Origin of the sequence: Pseudoglutamicibacter albus, assembly GCF_031458175.1 — a bacterium.
Classification (GTDB): Bacteria; Actinomycetota; Actinomycetes; order Actinomycetales; family Micrococcaceae; genus Pseudoglutamicibacter; species Pseudoglutamicibacter albus.
The window spans coordinates 110,412-127,531 of the sequence record NZ_JAVDXX010000001.1 but is presented as its reverse complement, the minus strand read 5'-3'; the positions used below and the strand labels follow the sequence as shown (position 1 = coordinate 127,531).

Here is a 17,120-nt window from a genome sequence, read left to right as displayed (position 1 = left end):
CTCCTAACAAACGGGAAGGGCCGGCAACACCATTAGGTGTTGCCGGCCCTTCCGTTAGCTCAGCCGGTGGGCTGGGGCGCCGCTAGTTGCGGCGCTGGCGGCGTACCAGCACGAGCGCCACGCCAGCGGCCACCAGGCCAAGCCCCGCCAAAACAGCGACCGTCACCTCAGCACCCGTGGTAGCCAGCCCCGGCTTCCTACCCTCAGGCGCCTCCGGAGCCGGCGTCTCGCTAGCCTCCGGCTCGCTTGGCTCCGGTTCACTCGGCGCAGGTTCGCTTGGGTCGCCCGGCTCCTCTGGCGCAGGCTCGCTCGGTGCCGGTTCACTTGGATCGCCTGGCTCGCTTGGCGCAGGTTCGCTTGGGTCGCCCGGCTCCTCTGGCGCAGGCTCGCTTGGCTCCGGTTCGCTTGGGTCGCCAGGCTCGCTTGGCGCTGGTTCTTCCGGTTCGCGTGGCTTATCGACCGTGATCTTGGCCTCGGCCTCGTTGGACTTCACCGGCGTCCCGTTGTTCGTGGTGCCGGATGCGGTGGCCGTGTTGATGACTTCGCCGGCGTCCGCATCGGCCTCTGTCACGGTGTACTCACCGGACACACACGTGGTGGAATCGCCCGGTGCGAGGGTTTCGGCCTCGCACGTGACTTCAACCTCGGCCTCGGTGAGCATCGCGTCATCCAGCTCGATGCCGTTGACGGTGAGCTTGCCGGTGTTGGTCATGGTGAAGAGGTACTCGACCTTGTCCCCGGCCAGGTAGCTGTCCTTCTTATCCTTGACGGTTTTCTCCAGCTCCAACTTCGGGGTTGCGACCTTGACCTTGGCTTCTGCGTCATTCGACTCGACCGGCTCACCCGGGACCGTGGAGCCGTTCGCTTTCGCCGTGTTGACGTATTCGGTCTGGCCCTCAACGTCCTCCTTGGTCAGAACGTGCGATGCGGTGCAGGTGAACGATTCCCCCGGAGCCAGCGTGGTGTTTGCCTCGCCGCAGTCGAGATCCTGAACCTTCGGGTCCTCGACCGTGACGTCCTTGACGGTCACGTTCCCGTTGTTGGAGACGATGAAGCTGTACTCGACCTTGTCGCCCACCGTGAGCGGTTCAGGCGCCGGTTCGGCGTCTTCAGCCCAGTTGGTGACGGTCTTCTGAAGGCTCAGCGATGGCTCACTCTTCGGGACGGTGACAGTCGCGGTGTCCTTCGAGCTGACCTTCTCGCCGCCCTCCGGCTTCGAAGAACCCGTCAGGGTCACGGTGTTCGGTAGTTCGTTACCGGCATCCACGTGGTCCTGGGTGATCTCGCTTTCACCCGTGCAGGTGAATTCGGCACCCACCGGCAGGGTCACGTCACCGGAGGCTACATCGATCTCTTCCTCGCCCATCGTGCAGGTCAGTTCAATGTCGCCACCGGCCCACTCATCGGCGAGCTTCACGTTATACAGGGTTACGTTGCCGGTGTTCTTGCCGGTGATGGACCATTCGGCCTTCTCACCAGCCTTCTTCATAACTGACTTCTGACCATCAACAGTCTTCGTCACCTCAAGCGCGGGCTTAGCTTCCGGCACAGTGACGGTCGCCTTGCTGTGGTCTTCTACAGGGAGTTCCTTGTCCTCGCCGGTGGTGGCGGACTTATACAGGTATGCACCGATCACATCGGCGTTGTTAGGCAACGTGACTTGTTCGTCCACATCGTCCTGGGTGACGGTGTAGGTTCCGATGCACTCATAGGTGTCCCCTACCGCGAGTTTGGCTTCGCCGTTGAGCAGGTCCTCAGTCGCGTCCCCCGCGTAGTCGCCGCCAGTTTTCGGCGTGATGGTGCACGTCAGGTCAAGAGGGTCCTTGCCTTCGACCCAGGTGTCAACCAGCTTGACCTTTTCAAGGTCAACGTTGCCGTTGTTCTCACCGGCCAGGACGAACCTCGCCTCACCGTTAACGGCTACCTCGTCAGAGTCCTTACCGTTCACGGTCTTCTTGAGGCTAATCTTCGGGGCTGGTTTGAACACACCGAAGTCATACTTACTGTGGGTTTGAGACTTGTTGGCGTCATACTTGTCCGGGTTCGGTTCGGTCACGGTGATGACCTGGCCCGTCCAGGAGCCGGCATCAGTGTCCTCGCCCTTACCTGCCTGGGTGTTGATGTCGGTTTCCTCCAGCGGGCTCACCACTACGCGGTAGTCTCCCCGCTTGAGAGACTCGAACGTGTAGTTGCCGTCCTTATCACTCGTGGTGGTCTGGACAGCGACGGGGTCGCCGTTCTCGTCTTTCTTGATCTCACCGTTCTCGTCCACTTCGTAGAGGGTCACGGTGTAGCCCGGCAGGTTCTTCTCGCCGTCTTGCTGTTTCTCGTCCCGGTTCTTGTCGTGGTAGACGGTGCCGGAAATCTTCGCGGCATAGACCTCAGTCTTGACGGGGTCCGGTTGCGGAACAGGTAGGGCCCCGACGCCGGTGGTGTCGGCGGTCTCGCCGCGGACAGCGTGCATCGTGGCAATACCCGTGGAGTTCACGTACTTGTCGCCGTGCTTATTACCGTGCGGTTCGAAGTCCAGAACGTATGCGTCCTCGGACTTAGGGCTCAGCAACGGGCTGTCGAAACGCAGCGCTGTGATGTGCTTTGCCCCCGGCTTGGCTTGGGCCTCGATGACCTCCTGGGTCAGTAGCTCCCATTTGGTGTCGCTCGGCTTCTTATCGATGCCGCGTTTGGTTGCCCGGGAGGCATTGACGCACGCATCGAGGTCATCCTTGCCCTGAGCGTTCGTTGGGCATACAGACACCGTGTTCGGGTCATCGTAGGTGTAGTAGATCTCGTGGCCTTCGGCCGTGTTCGAGCCCACGTTCTCCGGGACCTTACTCAGCCAGTATTCGCCGCTGAATGTGGTGCCGCGCCAGTCGCCGTTGAACGGCAACACGTCAATGAACTGGGTGGCGCCCAGTTGCGCCTCAGTGTAGTTGCTGAGGTTGAGACGATGCTGGAACACGGCGTCGTGGTCCACGAGCTTGTCCTCGGTGGACTTCGCTAAGCCAGCCGCTACCACGTTAGGAACAGTGAGCGTGGACAGCGAGGCCATAGAGTTCAGCGGCGTGTATTCCTTCGCCGCGTCCTTAGCTGGAGTGAAGGCTTCCTTGGTAGAGGAGGACTTGATGGTCCGGTCCTTCTTCAACGCCGGCATCGCCTTATCAAGGTCCAGCTCCGGGGTGCCCGTGATGCGGTATGAATGGACCACATCGAAGGATTGGCGCGGGCCAGACCACACCGGGGTCACTACCGTGAACGTTGGCCGCGGCTGGCCGTTATCCCACGGCTGGAAGAACACGGTGGAACGCGCAGCGTTCTTGGTGGCCCAGTCGATCGGGAAGAACGGGTCATTATTTGGGTCCCCGGTTTCGTTCTTCTGATCCGATAGGGCCCACGTGCGCTCAATGTAGTTGTCCTTGGACGGGGCGCAGTCATTCGGGTTGTTCGAGATTTCGCCGCGGTGGTAGGTCATACCGGGCGAGAGCGTTTCCGCGTCGGCGGTTACACACTTGGACAGATAGATGCGCATGTGTACGCGCGTCGGGTTGCCGTCAGCGTCTTTCGAGTTCACTGCAGCGAGCGTTCCGTTGTTGATAACGACCTGCCCGGAGGTAATGAGCTGTTGCTTCTGTTCACCGATACCGTTAAGGCGCGTCTCGCCGAGGGTGCCCCAGATATCGCGGACACCGGCCGCTGGCTTCTCCGCGAGGAGCGTGTCCTGCATGCTACCGCGGACCTTCTTTTCCCCCGAGTAGACCGCACCGTAGTTAACGGTCTTGTAGTACTCGTCATCACCCTTGGCGGCCTTCACGGTAGGCAGGGTCGAGACCACGCGAGGGTCACCCGTAGTCGCCACGTAGCGGAAGATGGTTGGCTGCTGGATGACGTTCTCGCCCGGAATCACAATCTTGATACCAGCGATCTCGTTCGGCTTCATGCTGCCAGGCTCTGCGAAGGTGTTACCCTTCACGCCGGTCGAGGCATCGTAGAACACTTCCCAGCCTGCGTCACCGGCGCAGTCCGGGTTACCGCCGTTGGTTTTGTCTTGCTTGGTGATGTACACCTTGGCGTCCGGGAAAACGTCTTGGATATTGACCTTGCCGGTGCCACCGATCTGGACGGTGGGAACGTAAATGTTCCCCTCAGTAACAACACGTTGTGTCCCAGGTTGCCATGCGGCACAGATGGTGGGGTTGTCTTTGACATCGGCTGGGGTGACGTTCAGACGAACGTTCGCGCTGGACAAGGCCTGCTTGTAGCGGAAGGCTTGTTTGCCTTTCTCCTCGGTTTCCACCCATTTGACGCCGACGTCGTCTTTAGCGGATGGGCAGCCGTTCGGGTTGGTGCATTTCCACCTGGTCAGGTCAACAACCTGCTTGGCGCAGTTGTTGTTCGGGAAACCGTACTGGCCTGCGAGCAGGCCCTGCTTCTCATCAGCGGTGGATGCGCTGCATTCGCTCAAGCCACCTGGGTCAGCGGTGTTGTTGCCGAGCGCTTTATTGCCCGCCGTGGTCGGGATGTTGGATGGAACCCCGCGGCTGTCTTTCACACGCGTCGGCTTGCCGTCCTTATCGACGATGTCCATGCGGGTAGTGAACGTGGTCTTACCGTCCGGCAGGCCCTCGGTAGGGATCAGGAAGCGGAACGGCGGGTTGCTTTTATCGTATTTGCCGTCGATGTACGGGTTGCCGTTGGCGTCAACCTTGGCTTTCTGCCACGGGCTGCCGTTATAGGAGACGAGCACTTCGTCCGCCTTGAACGGCGCATCGGCTGGCATCACGAGGGTGTAGCGGCTGATGGTTTCAGGGTCGATCGGCAGGATGCGGCCGTTCGGGGTTGCGTTGTCCGGTGCCGGGCTGTGTTTCTGGTCGCTCGGGTAGGCGGGCAGGCCGGAGCGGGCGCTGATGCCGATGTATTCGATGCCGTTGCGGGTGGTGGTGTTGACGCCGCTTTCTGGCTCGATGAGGCGCTGGTCAAAGCGCGGCTCAACCAGTACGTTGAGTTTCTTGTTCGCTACCGCGGTGATGAGTTTGCTTCCGTCTTCCTTGACTGCTTTGAGGCCGAGGTTGAACGTGCCTTCCGGGTTGGTGCCGTCCGAAAGCTGCATGGAGGCGATGGTGGAGGCAGTGAGTTCGAGCGAGACGGTCGCGTTGATGTTCGGGTCCGCTTTCACGGTGACAACACTGTTAGCGTCGACTGTTGCGGAGACGCCGCCGTAGTTAGCGGAACCGGTTTTCAGGGTTGGTTTGACGGTTGGCTCCGGCAGGCCCGAGGCGCGGGCCTCAGCGGAGAGCCAGGTTGGGGGTGAGTTTGAAGGTAATCGGTTCGCCAGCGGTTTTGACGTTGAGGTCGATGCTGTAGTGGGCGATGTCCCCGGCACAAATATTGCCGTCCCGCGGGGTATTGTCGCCGGGTTCGTAGCCGTTAGCTTTCGTGATGATACAGCCGGCCCCGCCGTCGCGGGCGAGCCGGAGGCCGTACTGGACGTTGCCGTTCCCCAACTCGACAGTCTGAGTCTCACCGGGCGCGCCGAGTTCACCCGGAGCTTCCGCTTCGGTTGCGGTGGCTTCTGCGGTGGGCGCCGCGTCGGGTGTTGCGGTTGCTGGGTTTGGGAGCGCCACAGTCATGCCGAATACGAGTGCGAGCACCGCGAGCGCGCTGCCCGTTCTCCTATATAGAGGGGACGTTATTCGTGTGAACATAGGGCGTTCCTTAAACATGTGACGGCGCCACGGCGACCGGGTGGCGCAAAATCTGAGCTTTAACCTTCAAATCAATCTTGACGTTAAAACCCAGGAGCTTCAAAGACAGCTCTAGAGAGGTTCACAACTTAAGGGGTGTTGCCTTTGATTCTTTTCTCACCCGAGCGGTTCGTAGCGTTCCAGGAACTCGCTCATCTTGTTGAGCACGCGTTCTTTGATTTCGGCGCGGCTCTCGCCATCGGCGGTGTTGCTGAAGAAGCTCACGGGCGGCAGTACGTCCCCGATGTCGGTTCCGATGCGGGGGACTTCCCCGGCGTCGAAGGCGCTTTCCATGAAGTCCCGCGCGGCTGGCTCGCGGAGTCGTTCTTCTTCGATGAGTGTGTCGAGTTCTTGTTCGCGGCGCTGGTTGATGAATGCGACCCACTGTTCGGCTACGCTCGCGTCGGTGTTGACGAGTTCGATGAAGTCCATGAACAGGTCGCGTTTATCGCGTAGGGTCGGGCTGGAGTCAACCGCTTGCAGCACCTGCTCTTTGTACTGGTAGTCAGGAACCTGGGATTTCAGCATTGGTTCGCGGAACTTCTCAACCAGCATGAGGATGTAGTCGACGTTGACTTCCACTTGCCGTAGCAGCTCGATCTCGAATACGAGTTCAAGCTGTTCCGGCTGCGGCTCGTTCGCGTCGGCATCCGCCCGCATCTCATCCCGCACCGCGAGGTAGACGCTCTGCAGGTCTTGAATCTCGCGCGGAGTGAGGTCGTCATCGTCAGGGAACTCATCGAACCCGGCCAACAGGTTCCGTAGCTTCAGGATCTCGCCGAAGACTTCGGCGAAGTGCCGCTGTTCGCTTTCGCTCGCAGGCATCCCGGTGCCGGGGGCATGGAAGGCCAGCATCTCTGCGACTTTGAGCCGGTACTGGTCCAGGTAGTGTTCATATGGCTCAAGCAGGGCGATGCCTTGTGCGTCAGCGTTCCCGAACAGGGCGAGGGCGTCTTCTGTGTTCTCTTGGAGGTCGCGGAAGCACACGATGTTCCCGTACCGTTTGACGGTGTTGAGGATGCGGTTGGTGCGTGAAAACGCCTGGATCAGCCCGTGGTATTTCAGGTTCTTGTCTACGTAGAGCGTGTTCAGGGTTGGCGCGTCGAAGCCGGTGAGGAACATGTTCACGACCAGCAGCAGGTCTACTTCGCGGTTTTTGACCCGCATGGAGAGGTCGCGGTAGTAGTTCTGGAAGTTCTCGCCGTTGGCGTCGAAGTTGGTGCCGAAGCTCTTGTTGTAGTCGGCGATGGCCGCGTCGAGGAATTCGCGGTTCTCACCGCTGAGCCTGCCGGTGTCGAACCCTTCTTCTGCGAGGATTCCGGCTTCGGGGTCTTCGTTGGCCCCGTAGCTGAAGATCGTGGCGACTTTGAGACGTTGCTGCTCCGGCAGCTCGGCCTGCTGGGCTTTGAATTCGTTGTAGTAAAACTTGGCGGCTTCCACGGATTGCACGGCCATCATCGCGTTGAAGCCGGTGACGCGCCGCGTGGTTGTGATCGCCTCGCCCGCACTACCCCTTCTGCGGGCAACGTCTGCGGTGTTAGTGGTGACGGTGTGCAGGTAGGAGGTGGTGCTTTCGCCGGCTTCGGTGACGCGACGGGTGTGTTGGTCGAAGTGTTTGAGGATGTAGCTGGTGACGGCGCTGATACGTTCGGGAGCCATGAACGCGGCTTCTTCTTGACCACGCGTCGCACCTTCGGCCATTACCCCTCCTGCACGCGCCAGCACACTGTTGTACGCGAGTTTGAAGGGGAGGACGTTTTTGTCTTCGATCGCGTCGACGATTGTGTAGGTGTGGAGTTGTTCTCCGAAGGTTTCTTCGGTGGTGCGGAGCACTACGCGGCCGTCGCGTGCGCCGTAGGATTTCCCGGCGTTGTCACGAAAGATCGGGGTCCCGGTGAACCCGAAGATGTTGTATTTCTTGAATTTCTTGGTGATCGCGTTGTGCATTTCACCGAATTGGGATCGGTGGCATTCGTCGAAGATGATCACCGTGTGTTCGTTGTAGATCGGGTGTTTCGCGTTCGCGGCAACGAAGTTGGAGAGTTTTTGGATGGTGGTAATGATGATGCGCGCGCTGGGATCCCCCATTTGTTGGGTGAGGACTTTGGTGGAGGTGTTGGAGTTCGCGGCACCTCTTTCGAAGCTGTCGTATTCCCGCATGGTTTGGTAGTCGAGGTCTTTACGGTCTACAACGAACAGCACTTTGGGCTCGCTTGGGAGGGCGGTGGCGAGTTGCGCTGTTTTGAAGCTGGTGAGTGTCTTGCCGGAGCCGGTGGTGTGCCAGATGTAGCCGCCGGCTTGGGTGGTGCCGAGCATTTTGTTGTTGGCGGCTACGTCGATGCGTTGGAGGATGCGTTCGATGGCGGCGATTTGGTAGGGCCGCATTACCAAGAGGGTGCCGTCTTCGCGGAGTACGCAGTATTTGGTGAGGATGTTGAGGATGGTGTGTTTGGCGAAGAAGGTGCGGGTGAAGCCGTGGAGGTCTGGGATGACTTTGTTGTGGCTGTCTGCCCACCAGCAGGTGAATGCCCAGGACTTGACGTTGCGTTTGGTGTTGTCGGTTTTCTTGGGCCGGGTGGTGTTGGAGTAGTACTTGCTGAATGTTCCGTTGGAGATCACGAACACTTGTACGTAGTCGAAGAGGCCGTGGCCTGCCCAGAGTGATTGGTTTTGGTAGCGGGCTATTTGGTTGAACGCTTCGCGGAGGTTGACGCCGCGGCGTTTGAGTTCGATGTGGATGAGCGGCAGCCCGTTGACGAGGATGGTGACGTCGTACCGGTTGGAGTGGGTCGCGGCGCCGGGTGTGGTTCCAGCGTCGACGGCGTACTGGTTGATGACTTGGAGTTTGTTGTTGTGGATGTGAGTTTTGTCGATGAGCCGGATGTTTTTGGTGGTTCCGTCTTCGCGGCGTAGGAGTTGGGTGTTGTCCTTGTGGAGGCGTTCAGTTTTCTCTTTGGGACCTTCGTTGGCGCTGGCAATGGAGGTGTCGAAGAACGTTTTCCATTCGGCGTCGGTGAATTGGATGTTGTTGAGCGCTTCGAGTTGGGTGCGCAGGTTCGCGACGAGGGCGGTTTCGTCGCGGATATCGGCGTATTCGTAGGCTTGCGCCTGGAGTTGCGCGATGAACGCGTCTTCGAGTTGCGCTTCGGACTGGTAGGCATCCGATGTGCTGGTGTCGGCTTCGTAGGTGGCGACGACGGTCGCTTCATCACTGACCGCGATGGGCGCGATTGTGCCGCGGCCCAGTTCCTCGACTGCGGATTTCTCCATGCCTGCCATTTCCCTACCCTGCCGTTACGCGAACCGAAGTGGAAGCGGGTTTATGCCGCTTCGGGTTGCAGTTCTTTGAATGTCAAGAGTTTGTCTCGATAGTACTCATACTGTTTCCGCCGAGCCTCGATCTCGGCCGGCAAGCCAGACGACAGGTCGTTCACGAGCGCATCAAACTTGTCGAGGTGGGCCGCAATCTTTTTCTGCTCCGACACATTCGGAACTGGAATCTTGAACCGAGCAAAACGCTTCCACTCGATTGAGTTGACGGAACCGCCATGCTTGGTGGCTTTCAAAAGGATCTGGCGCCCGTATGCGTTTAGCGCATGAAAAACATACCGAGCGTCAACATTCCCCTGGGGTACAAGAGCTTTGAGGTCCTGGTTGATGGTCACTTCATTAGCTGCGATTGCAACGGGGAACCGTTTCGCCAAGATACTGGAACGTGTGACGACCAGGATGGCTCCGGCAGGAATGAGCCGCGCCCGTGCTGAGTTCATCGCGTCCATAGTGACAAAATCAATTGTTCTGTCTATATGCGAAACGCCCATGTCCTTGGGTGAGACCCATGGAATTGTTCCTTGGGCCCAGTATTTCTTCTCGCTCTTACTAGGTGTGCTTCCTCCATACCATTTCCCAAGGGAACCAAGCTCAACCCAGGTCACCCCCCCATTTTCAGGGAAGGTGAGTAGCTGGTCGCGGTAGTGCTCGTACTGCTTCCGGCGAGCCTCGAGCTCAGCTTTGAGCTCTGTTTCCAGCTCAGCCTCGAGCTCAGTAAAAAGATCAAGAATCTTAACGATCTCCCGCTGCACCTCAATCGGCGGAACCGGGACCAACAACTGGCCAATCACAGTTTTCCGAATAGAGGGAACTGCCCCATGCTGGTTGGCGAATTGCATTAAATTAATGGTCGTAAAAAAGTGGTAAAGAAAGCCGGCAGATACCCGTTCACCAGGGACAAGGGCCATCACATTGTTGTCCACTAGGCTCGCGTCAACTGTCATCCGCTTCTTATTGGTACCAACGGCCGCCCCAATTTTTGGAAAAATAATCGAGTTTGCGGGAACAAGAGACGCCCGCAACTCATCCAGGTCAGAATGCTCGATGTAATTCGTACCCTCGGCCATATACCGGCGGTTAGTTGGAAGGTTCATATCGGAAACTTTGAAGAAAGGGTACTTCCCCTCCAGTTTTCCTTGCTTACGCTTTGGGAACGCAATACCTGATCGGATTGCTGCAATCGAGTCTAAAGCGACAAACTCAACCCCGTTGGGGCAGAGTTCTTGGATCAGTTTCTCGATGCGGTTCACTTGGTTGCACCTGCTTCGAGTTCGGCAACGATTGCGTCGATGCTGGTCCGCAACGCAGCCTGGCGCTCGACAATCTCCGCGATCTCGGCGTTCAACGCGCCAATATCAATCTTTTCGCGGGTGTCTTCCATCTCCACATAAGAACTTACGGAGAGGTTGTAGTCGTTCGCCGCGATCTCCTCAGCGCTCGCCCGCTTGGAAACATACTGTTCCTCGCTGCGCTCCGCGACCATCTCAACGATCTTGTCGCGGTGCGAGGGCGCCATCACATTGTGTTTACCCTGCCGCACGAAGTCCTTCGACGCGTCAATAAACAACACGTCGTTATCCTTCTTGGACTTCTTCAACACGAGCACACAAACAGCAATCGTGGTGCCAAAGAACATGTCCTCCGGCAACTGAATCACCGCATCGACATAATTGTTATCCACCAAGTATTTACGGATCTTCTGCTCCGTGCCCCCGCGATACAAGACCCCAGGGAACTGAACCAACGCAGCCGTACCATCGACCGCAAGCCACGAAAGCACATGCATCGTGAACGCGAGATCCGCCTTCGTCACCGGCGCCAACACACCAGCCGGAGCGAACCGCACATCGTTAATCAGCAACGGATTATTCTTACCCTCCCACCGCGTGGAATACGGCGGGTTAGAGACAATCGCATCAAACGGCTGATCATCCCAGTGCTGCGGATCAATCAGCGTGTCCCCGTGCGCGATATTGAACTTGTCATAGTTCACGTCATGCAAAAACATGTTGATGCGCGCCAAGTTATAGGTAGTCAGGTTGATCTCCTGACCGTAATAGCCCTGCCGCACACCATTCGGGCCCAGGACTTTCGCGAACTTAAGAAGCAGCGAGCCGGAACCGACCGCAGGGTCATACACGCGCTGCACGCTGTCCTTACCGATCACCGTCAGGCGCGCCAACAGCTCGCTGACCTCCTGCGGCGTGTAGTACTCGCCACCAGACTTACCGGCCTGGGAAGCGTACATCTGCATGAGGAACTCGTAAGCGTCACCGAACATGTCGATGCCCTCATCGTGCTGCTCGCCCATGTCCAGGTTGCCGATCGCGTTAAGCAGCTTGCGCAGCTTCTCGTTGCGGCGCTCCACCGTGTTGCCCAGGCGGGTCGAGTTCACATCAAGATCATCGAACAGGCCCTTGAGGTCGTCCTCGCTCGCATGCCCCACCGAGGAACCTTCGATGCTTTGGAAGACTTTCTCCAGGGTCTCGTTTAGGTTCTCATCCTGCGCCGCCCGCTTGCGTACGTTGACGAACAGCTGCGAGGGGAGGATGAAGAACCCCTTCTCATCCACCATCATGCCGCGGATCGGTTCAGCCTGCTCATCCGTCAGGTCCGCGTAGCTGAACCCTTCGCCCTCGTTCTTTTCGATGAAGGTCGCGAGATTCTCCGAAATAAAACGGTAGAACAGCATCCCGAGCACATAACTCTTGAAATCCCAGCCATCCACCGAACCGCGGAGCTCGTTCGCTACCTCCCAAATAGTCCGATGCAAACGATCCCGCTGAACCTCACGCGACAAAGAACCCACAACAACCCCTCACATTCAGGCACGCGAATGGAAGCCAAAAGAACGCTTTCTGACAGGATATGCCAGCGTGCGGCGGCCGACGTGGTGGGGCGCGCGGTGGTGGGACGCGAGGGTGAGGTGGGCGATGGCGGGGATACGAAGTGGTGACTTGCAACCGGGTCTCCGCTCCAGACCCCACGCGTACGGTTGTTGGCATGAGTACATCTAAGAATGTCCTTGTCATTGGCGGCCACGGACGAGTTGCCCTGCGCACTCTGCCGTTGCTGACCAAAGCCGGCCACAACGTCGAGGCCCTCATCCGGAAGCCCGAGTACGAGGCGGACATCGTAGCCCTCGGCGCGCGGCCTCGCATTGCCGAGATGCTCGACTTCGACGACGCCGCGTGGGATGAACTGCTACGCGGCAAAGACGTCGTCATCTGGGCGGCAGGCAACGGCGGCCGAAACGGTGTCGACCAGACCTACGCGATCGACCGCGACGCCGCGATCGCATCGATCGATGCGGCCACCCGCGCCGCCGCCAAGCCGCGCTACCTCATGGTGAGCTTCGCGACCTCGTTCGTGCACCCCATCGACGAAAAAGACTCCTTCCACCACTACGTGCTGGCTAAGCGTGCCACCGATGAACACCTTCAGGGCACGAGCCTGGACTACGCGATCGTTGGCCCGGGCCTCCTCACAGATGAGGATGCACCCGCCGGTATGCAGCGTTTCGATCCCAACAGCGGTGTACCGGAGAACACGGAGACCAGCCGGGAACTGGTCGCGCAGGTACTGGCTCACCTGGCTGATGCAGACCAGCTTCCAGAGGACCGGTTCATTGCGTTCATGGACGGGCAAGACCCAGTAACGAGCCTGTGAGCTAGTTCCGGTTCGTAACAGCTCCGGTTCGCGACAGCGGTGCCGAGCGCCGATCACCTAGGTGACGGCGCTCGGCACCGTTGCTGTTAACGGGTAGGTGCAATGGCTTCACCAAGCCATCAGCATCGCCTGCACTGGATCCAAAGGGATCCATTTTCGGCCACATAAGCCTAGAACTCTCAATGGAACACCCACACGCATTGCCTTTTGGATCCAATCGTGGGAATATTCCTGTGATGTCACCCACATCGCGCGGGTGATTAATGAAGCGGCCGCATCCCGCTAGCAGCCGCCCCATCATTCGAATGATTGTGAGCGAATCATGACCCTCCTCGGCCTCTTAGGCATCCTCGCCGGGCTCGGAACGATGATCCTTCTAGCGTTCCGCGGCCTCGGCATGGTCCCCGCGACCCTCGCCGCCTCGCTTGTCGTCATCCTCTTCAACGGGATGAACGTCTCCGACGCACTCGTTCAAGGTTTCGGCCAAACAACCGCGAACTACGTCGCCAACTACATCGTGCTGTTCTTCCTCGGAACCCTGTTCGGAGAACTGCTCAGCCGTAGCCTCGCCGCGAAATCCATCGCCCTCCAGGTCCTCCGGATTCCGCTCAAGCACAAGGCACTGCTGGTGGTGGTCCTCGTTGCGGCGATCCTCTCCTACGGCGGCGTCAACTTGTTCGTGACCGTCTTCTCGATCTACCCGATCGCGCTTGTCCTGTTCAAAGAGGAAGACATCCCCAAGCGCCTCTTCCCCGCCGCGCTCTTCCTCGGCTGCGCCAGCTTCACCATGGTCTCGATGCCCGGCACCCCGGCCATCCAGAACCTGATCCCCGCGAGAATCTTCGGTACCACCTCCTACGCGGCTCCGGTCATGGGCATCATCTGCTCGATCGTGATGTTCATGCTCGGCATGCTGTGGCTGCGCTTCTCCCAGAAGCGCCTCGCCGCAAAAGGCATCGGCTTCGTGCCAGGCTCCCGCGATGACATGAGCCGCATCGACATCTCCGACCGCACCGGTGTTCCGGGTTTCTTCCGCTCGGTCATCCCGATCGTGGTGGTCATCGGCCTCATCTTCACGCTCAACCCGATCCTTGAAACCGTCTTCGCCGTCAACATCGCACTGGCGGCGGGTGTGCTGATCACCATCATCCTGCACTTCCCTAAACTCAAAGACGGGATGCTGGAACGGTTCAACAACAGTGGGCAGGACAGCCTCATCGCCCTGATGAACACCGCGGTCGTGGTCGGTTTCGGCGGCGTCGTCGCGATGTCCAGCGGCTTCAATTCCGTTGTCGAATGGGCCATGAGCCTCGATATGAACCCAATGATCTCCGGCGCAATCGCCGTGGCAACCATCTCCGCCGCAACCGGTTCCGCATCCGGCGGCCTGCAGGTGTTCTCCGATGCGCTCGGCCCTGAATACGTCGAACTCGCCAAGGCGGACGGCATCTCGCTGGACGCAATGCACCGCGTCCTCGCGATGTCCGCAGCGGGCCTTGACTCGATGCCATACAGTGGCGGCTACATCACCGCGATCACTGTCACCCAGCTGACGCACCGCGAATCGTACGGCTACTTCTTCGTGACCAACATCGTCATCACATCGATCGGCGCGGTTCTCGGCATCATCCTCTACCTGGGCCTCGGCATAGCCTGACCTAACTTAGCGACATGAGTTTAATTTCGGGCCCGTGGGGCTGTGACCTGGGGTTTTGTATTCCAGAACGGTGGTTTTGAGATACCGATCAGGTGGTATCCGCGAGGAAGGTCCGGGCTACCTCAAGGGCGACTGCGGTCCAGGTCGTGGAAAAGCGTCATGGGAAACTGCCGGTGCTCAAGCATGTGGGCTCAGCATACCGAGGTTGAACTTGACCCGTTGATGGATCGCGCCGAGGAGATCTTGTCCGATGATCAAGGGTGTTCGATCTTGGGATCGAGGATCCGGCGCGGCAGTAATCAGCGCTGCCAGGTCCTGGGAGACAGTCCCAGGACCTGGAGCCTGCGCACACTGTCGAAGCCCACGATGAGTGGATCAACCAGCATCGGTCAACGCTGGTTGCGGCTTAGAACACCAAGAAGAAGATCCTCTATGAAATCGGACCTTGACAAGAGGCTATACGCACACCAGTGTAAAAGTGACGGAAACGTCGCGTCACCAACCACTGTAGGAGTGATGAGCATGGACACCCCCACCCCCGCCGAAGTCGTCGGCAGCTACTTCCAGAATCTCGCAGACGGTAACGTTGAGCAGGCGATGGCCGCCCTGGATCCGAAGGTCGAATGGCACCAACCTGGCCAGAACCGGTTCTCCGGCTTGCACCGCGGTCCGGAAGCCGTCGGCGCCCTGATCGGCGGGATGATGGAGGTCAGCCAAGGTACCTTCGCGGTAGCCCCGGCCGGTCCCCTGATGACGAACGGCGACGTCGTCGCCGCCCCGGTGCGCTTCACGGGCCGCCGCGACGGCGAGACGTTGGACCAAGCCGGCCTCGACCTACTCACCGTCTCCGAGGGTCGGATCACGCAGGTGCGACTGTTCTCTTCGGACGGGCCGGCAGAAGACCGTTTCTGGGGTCAGGCGTGAGAAACAGTGCCGGGCTGTGATGAACTGCTCCCCATTAGTTGGACTGAGAAATCAGTTACCGACTAGTGGGGAGCAGTTTTATGCATTCAGATGAACCTGAAAGCTAAGATCAGACGCCGCCCCACGTGGTTATCACGTCAGTTAGCTTCCGCGCTGTTTCTCTAGCCAGTTGCTACGCGGGCCAGCCGCTTTTTACTCTGACGGGAAGCGGGTATTCCACAGCTTCACATCGGCTTCGCGTTCATATGCCTTGCCGTTCGGGAAGCTCACCAGCTCGAACTGCATGCCCCACGGCGCCTGGAAATACACCCACCGCTGGCCTTCACTCGCCGCCGAACTAGCTACCGGCTCGCCCTGAACTTTCACGCCGTTGGAGCGAAGCCACTCCACCGCGGCATCGAGGTCATCCACATAGAGCGCGATGTGGTGGCCACCGATGTCGCTATTCTTAGGCATAGTCTGCACCTGGTCAGGCGCTTCGTAGTGGAACACCTCGAAATTAGCTCCCGTGAAGCAACGGTAGAAACGGATCTGCTTCATGACCGCATCCGGATGCACGTTGAGATTTGTCTGCATCAACTCCGGATTAGCCGGGTACGGGCCCAGCGAGTACACGTACTCGCACCCCAAGATGCGGGTCAGGAAATCGTGTGCCTCGTCGATGTCAGGGACCGTGAACCCGATGTGGTCCGTGCCCCGCAGTCCAGGGATTCCTCGAGTGGGTTCAGAGCTAGGCACAGTCATTCCTTTCATACTTAGATGCAGGGCAGGCGGGCGCTGCTGAAAACAGAGCTTTCGAAAAGGCGTTACCGAAAACAGCGTCACTGAAAAATGCCAGGCGTATCCGCCAACGCGAGGCGGGTTTTGCGGATGTGCATCGCCATCAAGTCTTCAGCTGCATCGACGTCGCCTCGGGCGATGGCTGATAACAGCAGCCGGTGCTCAATGAACGTCTCTTCCAGACCTTTATCCCACTGCAGCTCAACGAAGGCACGGCGATAGTGCTGAGTCGTGTTCCACAAGCGCACCACCATGGATCGCAGGGTGTCTACCGGCGGACCTTCGAAGGTCTTCAGGTGGAACTTCCGGTCAAGGTCCACGAACTCCTCGACGGTTTCAGCCTGCTCAACGGCCTCGGCGACTTTCTCAATCTCGCTCAGCGACTCCGCGTTATGAAACGGGACCGCGAGCCCTAAGAGAAGCGGTTCAAGGCGTTCGCGGATCCGATAGCTTTCCTCAAGCTCCGCCGGACTCATGGATGCAACCCACGCACCCGTGGAAGCCACAAGGCGAATCAGTCCACCGGATTCAAGAATGCGGAGGGCCTCGCGGATCGGTAGGCGGCTCACTCCGAACTCCTCGGCGATGGCCTCCTGGCGAATCCTCTCCCCCGGAAGAAGGTCTCCCTTAAGGATCCTTGCTCTCAACTCTGCTGCGATCCGCTCGCTTGCAGACTGTGTTTCTCGACTCGCCATTGCCTACCTTTATGCGAAACCAGTGCGATTCTCTATCTGAAATCTTAGCCAGCACCCATCTTGGATCCAAACAGTTAAAACACAGACTTCCGCCGCCTTGCACCGAATTCGACCCTCACTTTACCTCGCGAACATAGATCACCAGCTGACAAAACAGCTGATAACCGCTAAATGATGCCCCTCTAGACGGATGTCTACTTGACGAAGGGCAGCCACAAACGCTCCATCGCACACCGCGCTGCAACCGAGCCAACCAGCCTCAACCATATTGTGATTGGATCCATTCGGATGTAGCCTTAGTCACAACCGCCACCTGCAGAACCTTAA

Annotated in this window: 10 protein-coding genes; 3 read left to right on the top strand and 7 right to left on the bottom strand. The window is 58.9% G+C overall.

The window, feature by feature from the left end:
* Nucleotides 1–82: 82 nt before the first annotated feature.
* The 5 genes from J2S67_RS00510 to J2S67_RS00490 all read right to left on the bottom strand — a co-directional run bounded on the left by J2S67_RS00510 (nucleotide 83) and on the right by J2S67_RS00490 (nucleotide 11,868).
* Nucleotides 83–5,377 carry a DUF7507 domain-containing protein gene (locus J2S67_RS00510; protein ID WP_310245279.1) on the bottom strand — a complete coding sequence of 1,765 codons (5,295 nt, stop codon included), beginning with the start codon at nucleotides 5,375–5,377 and terminating at the stop codon, nucleotides 83–85.
* Complete coding sequence (locus J2S67_RS00505; protein WP_310245278.1) at nucleotides 5,280–5,699, bottom strand: hypothetical protein; 420 nt, start codon at nucleotides 5,697–5,699, stop codon at nucleotides 5,280–5,282. The genes J2S67_RS00510 and J2S67_RS00505 overlap by 98 nt, the downstream gene beginning before the upstream one ends.
* Nucleotides 5,700–5,855: 156 nt before the next feature.
* Nucleotides 5,856–9,008 carry a type I restriction endonuclease subunit R gene (locus tag J2S67_RS00500; RefSeq protein WP_310245276.1) on the bottom strand — a complete coding sequence of 1,051 codons (3,153 nt, stop codon included), beginning with the start codon at nucleotides 9,006–9,008 and terminating at the stop codon, nucleotides 5,856–5,858.
* A 50-nt stretch (nucleotides 9,009–9,058) separates the two neighbouring features.
* Nucleotides 9,059–10,318, bottom strand: coding sequence for a restriction endonuclease subunit S (locus tag J2S67_RS00495; protein ID WP_310245274.1), 1,260 nt, complete (start codon nucleotides 10,316–10,318; stop codon nucleotides 9,059–9,061).
* On the bottom strand, nucleotides 10,315–11,868 hold the full coding sequence (locus J2S67_RS00490; protein ID WP_377650295.1) for a type I restriction-modification system subunit M: 1,554 nt from the start codon (nucleotides 11,866–11,868) through the stop codon (nucleotides 10,315–10,317). The genes J2S67_RS00495 and J2S67_RS00490 overlap by 4 nt, the downstream gene beginning before the upstream one ends.
* A gap of 203 nt (nucleotides 11,869–12,071) precedes the next feature.
* Here J2S67_RS00490 and J2S67_RS00485 point away from each other — a divergent pair, with 203 nt between their 5' ends.
* From J2S67_RS00485 to J2S67_RS00475, 3 genes are all read left to right on the top strand, one after another.
* Nucleotides 12,072–12,737: an NAD(P)H-binding protein gene (locus J2S67_RS00485; RefSeq protein ID WP_310245270.1), complete on the top strand. Its 666-nt coding sequence runs from the start codon at nucleotides 12,072–12,074 to the stop codon at nucleotides 12,735–12,737.
* Between the two features lie 322 nt (nucleotides 12,738–13,059).
* Entirely contained in the window at nucleotides 13,060–14,394 is a 1,335-nt protein-coding gene (locus J2S67_RS00480; RefSeq protein ID WP_310245268.1) for a GntP family permease, read from the top strand.
* A 522-nt stretch (nucleotides 14,395–14,916) separates the two neighbouring features.
* On the top strand, nucleotides 14,917–15,318 hold the full coding sequence (locus J2S67_RS00475; protein WP_310245267.1) for a nuclear transport factor 2 family protein: 402 nt from the start codon (nucleotides 14,917–14,919) through the stop codon (nucleotides 15,316–15,318).
* 192 nt (nucleotides 15,319–15,510) lie between these two features.
* On the opposite strand, the gene J2S67_RS00470 is transcribed toward J2S67_RS00475, so the two are convergent.
* A complete protein-coding gene (locus J2S67_RS00470; RefSeq protein WP_239445879.1) occupies nucleotides 15,511–16,056 on the bottom strand; it encodes a VOC family protein in 546 nt (181 codons plus the stop codon).
* An 83-nt stretch (nucleotides 16,057–16,139) separates the two neighbouring features.
* Nucleotides 16,140–16,793, bottom strand: a complete 654-nt coding sequence (locus J2S67_RS00465) for a GntR family transcriptional regulator (RefSeq protein WP_239445878.1) — start codon at nucleotides 16,791–16,793, stop codon at nucleotides 16,140–16,142.
* Between the last annotated feature and the right edge of the window lie 327 nt (nucleotides 16,794–17,120).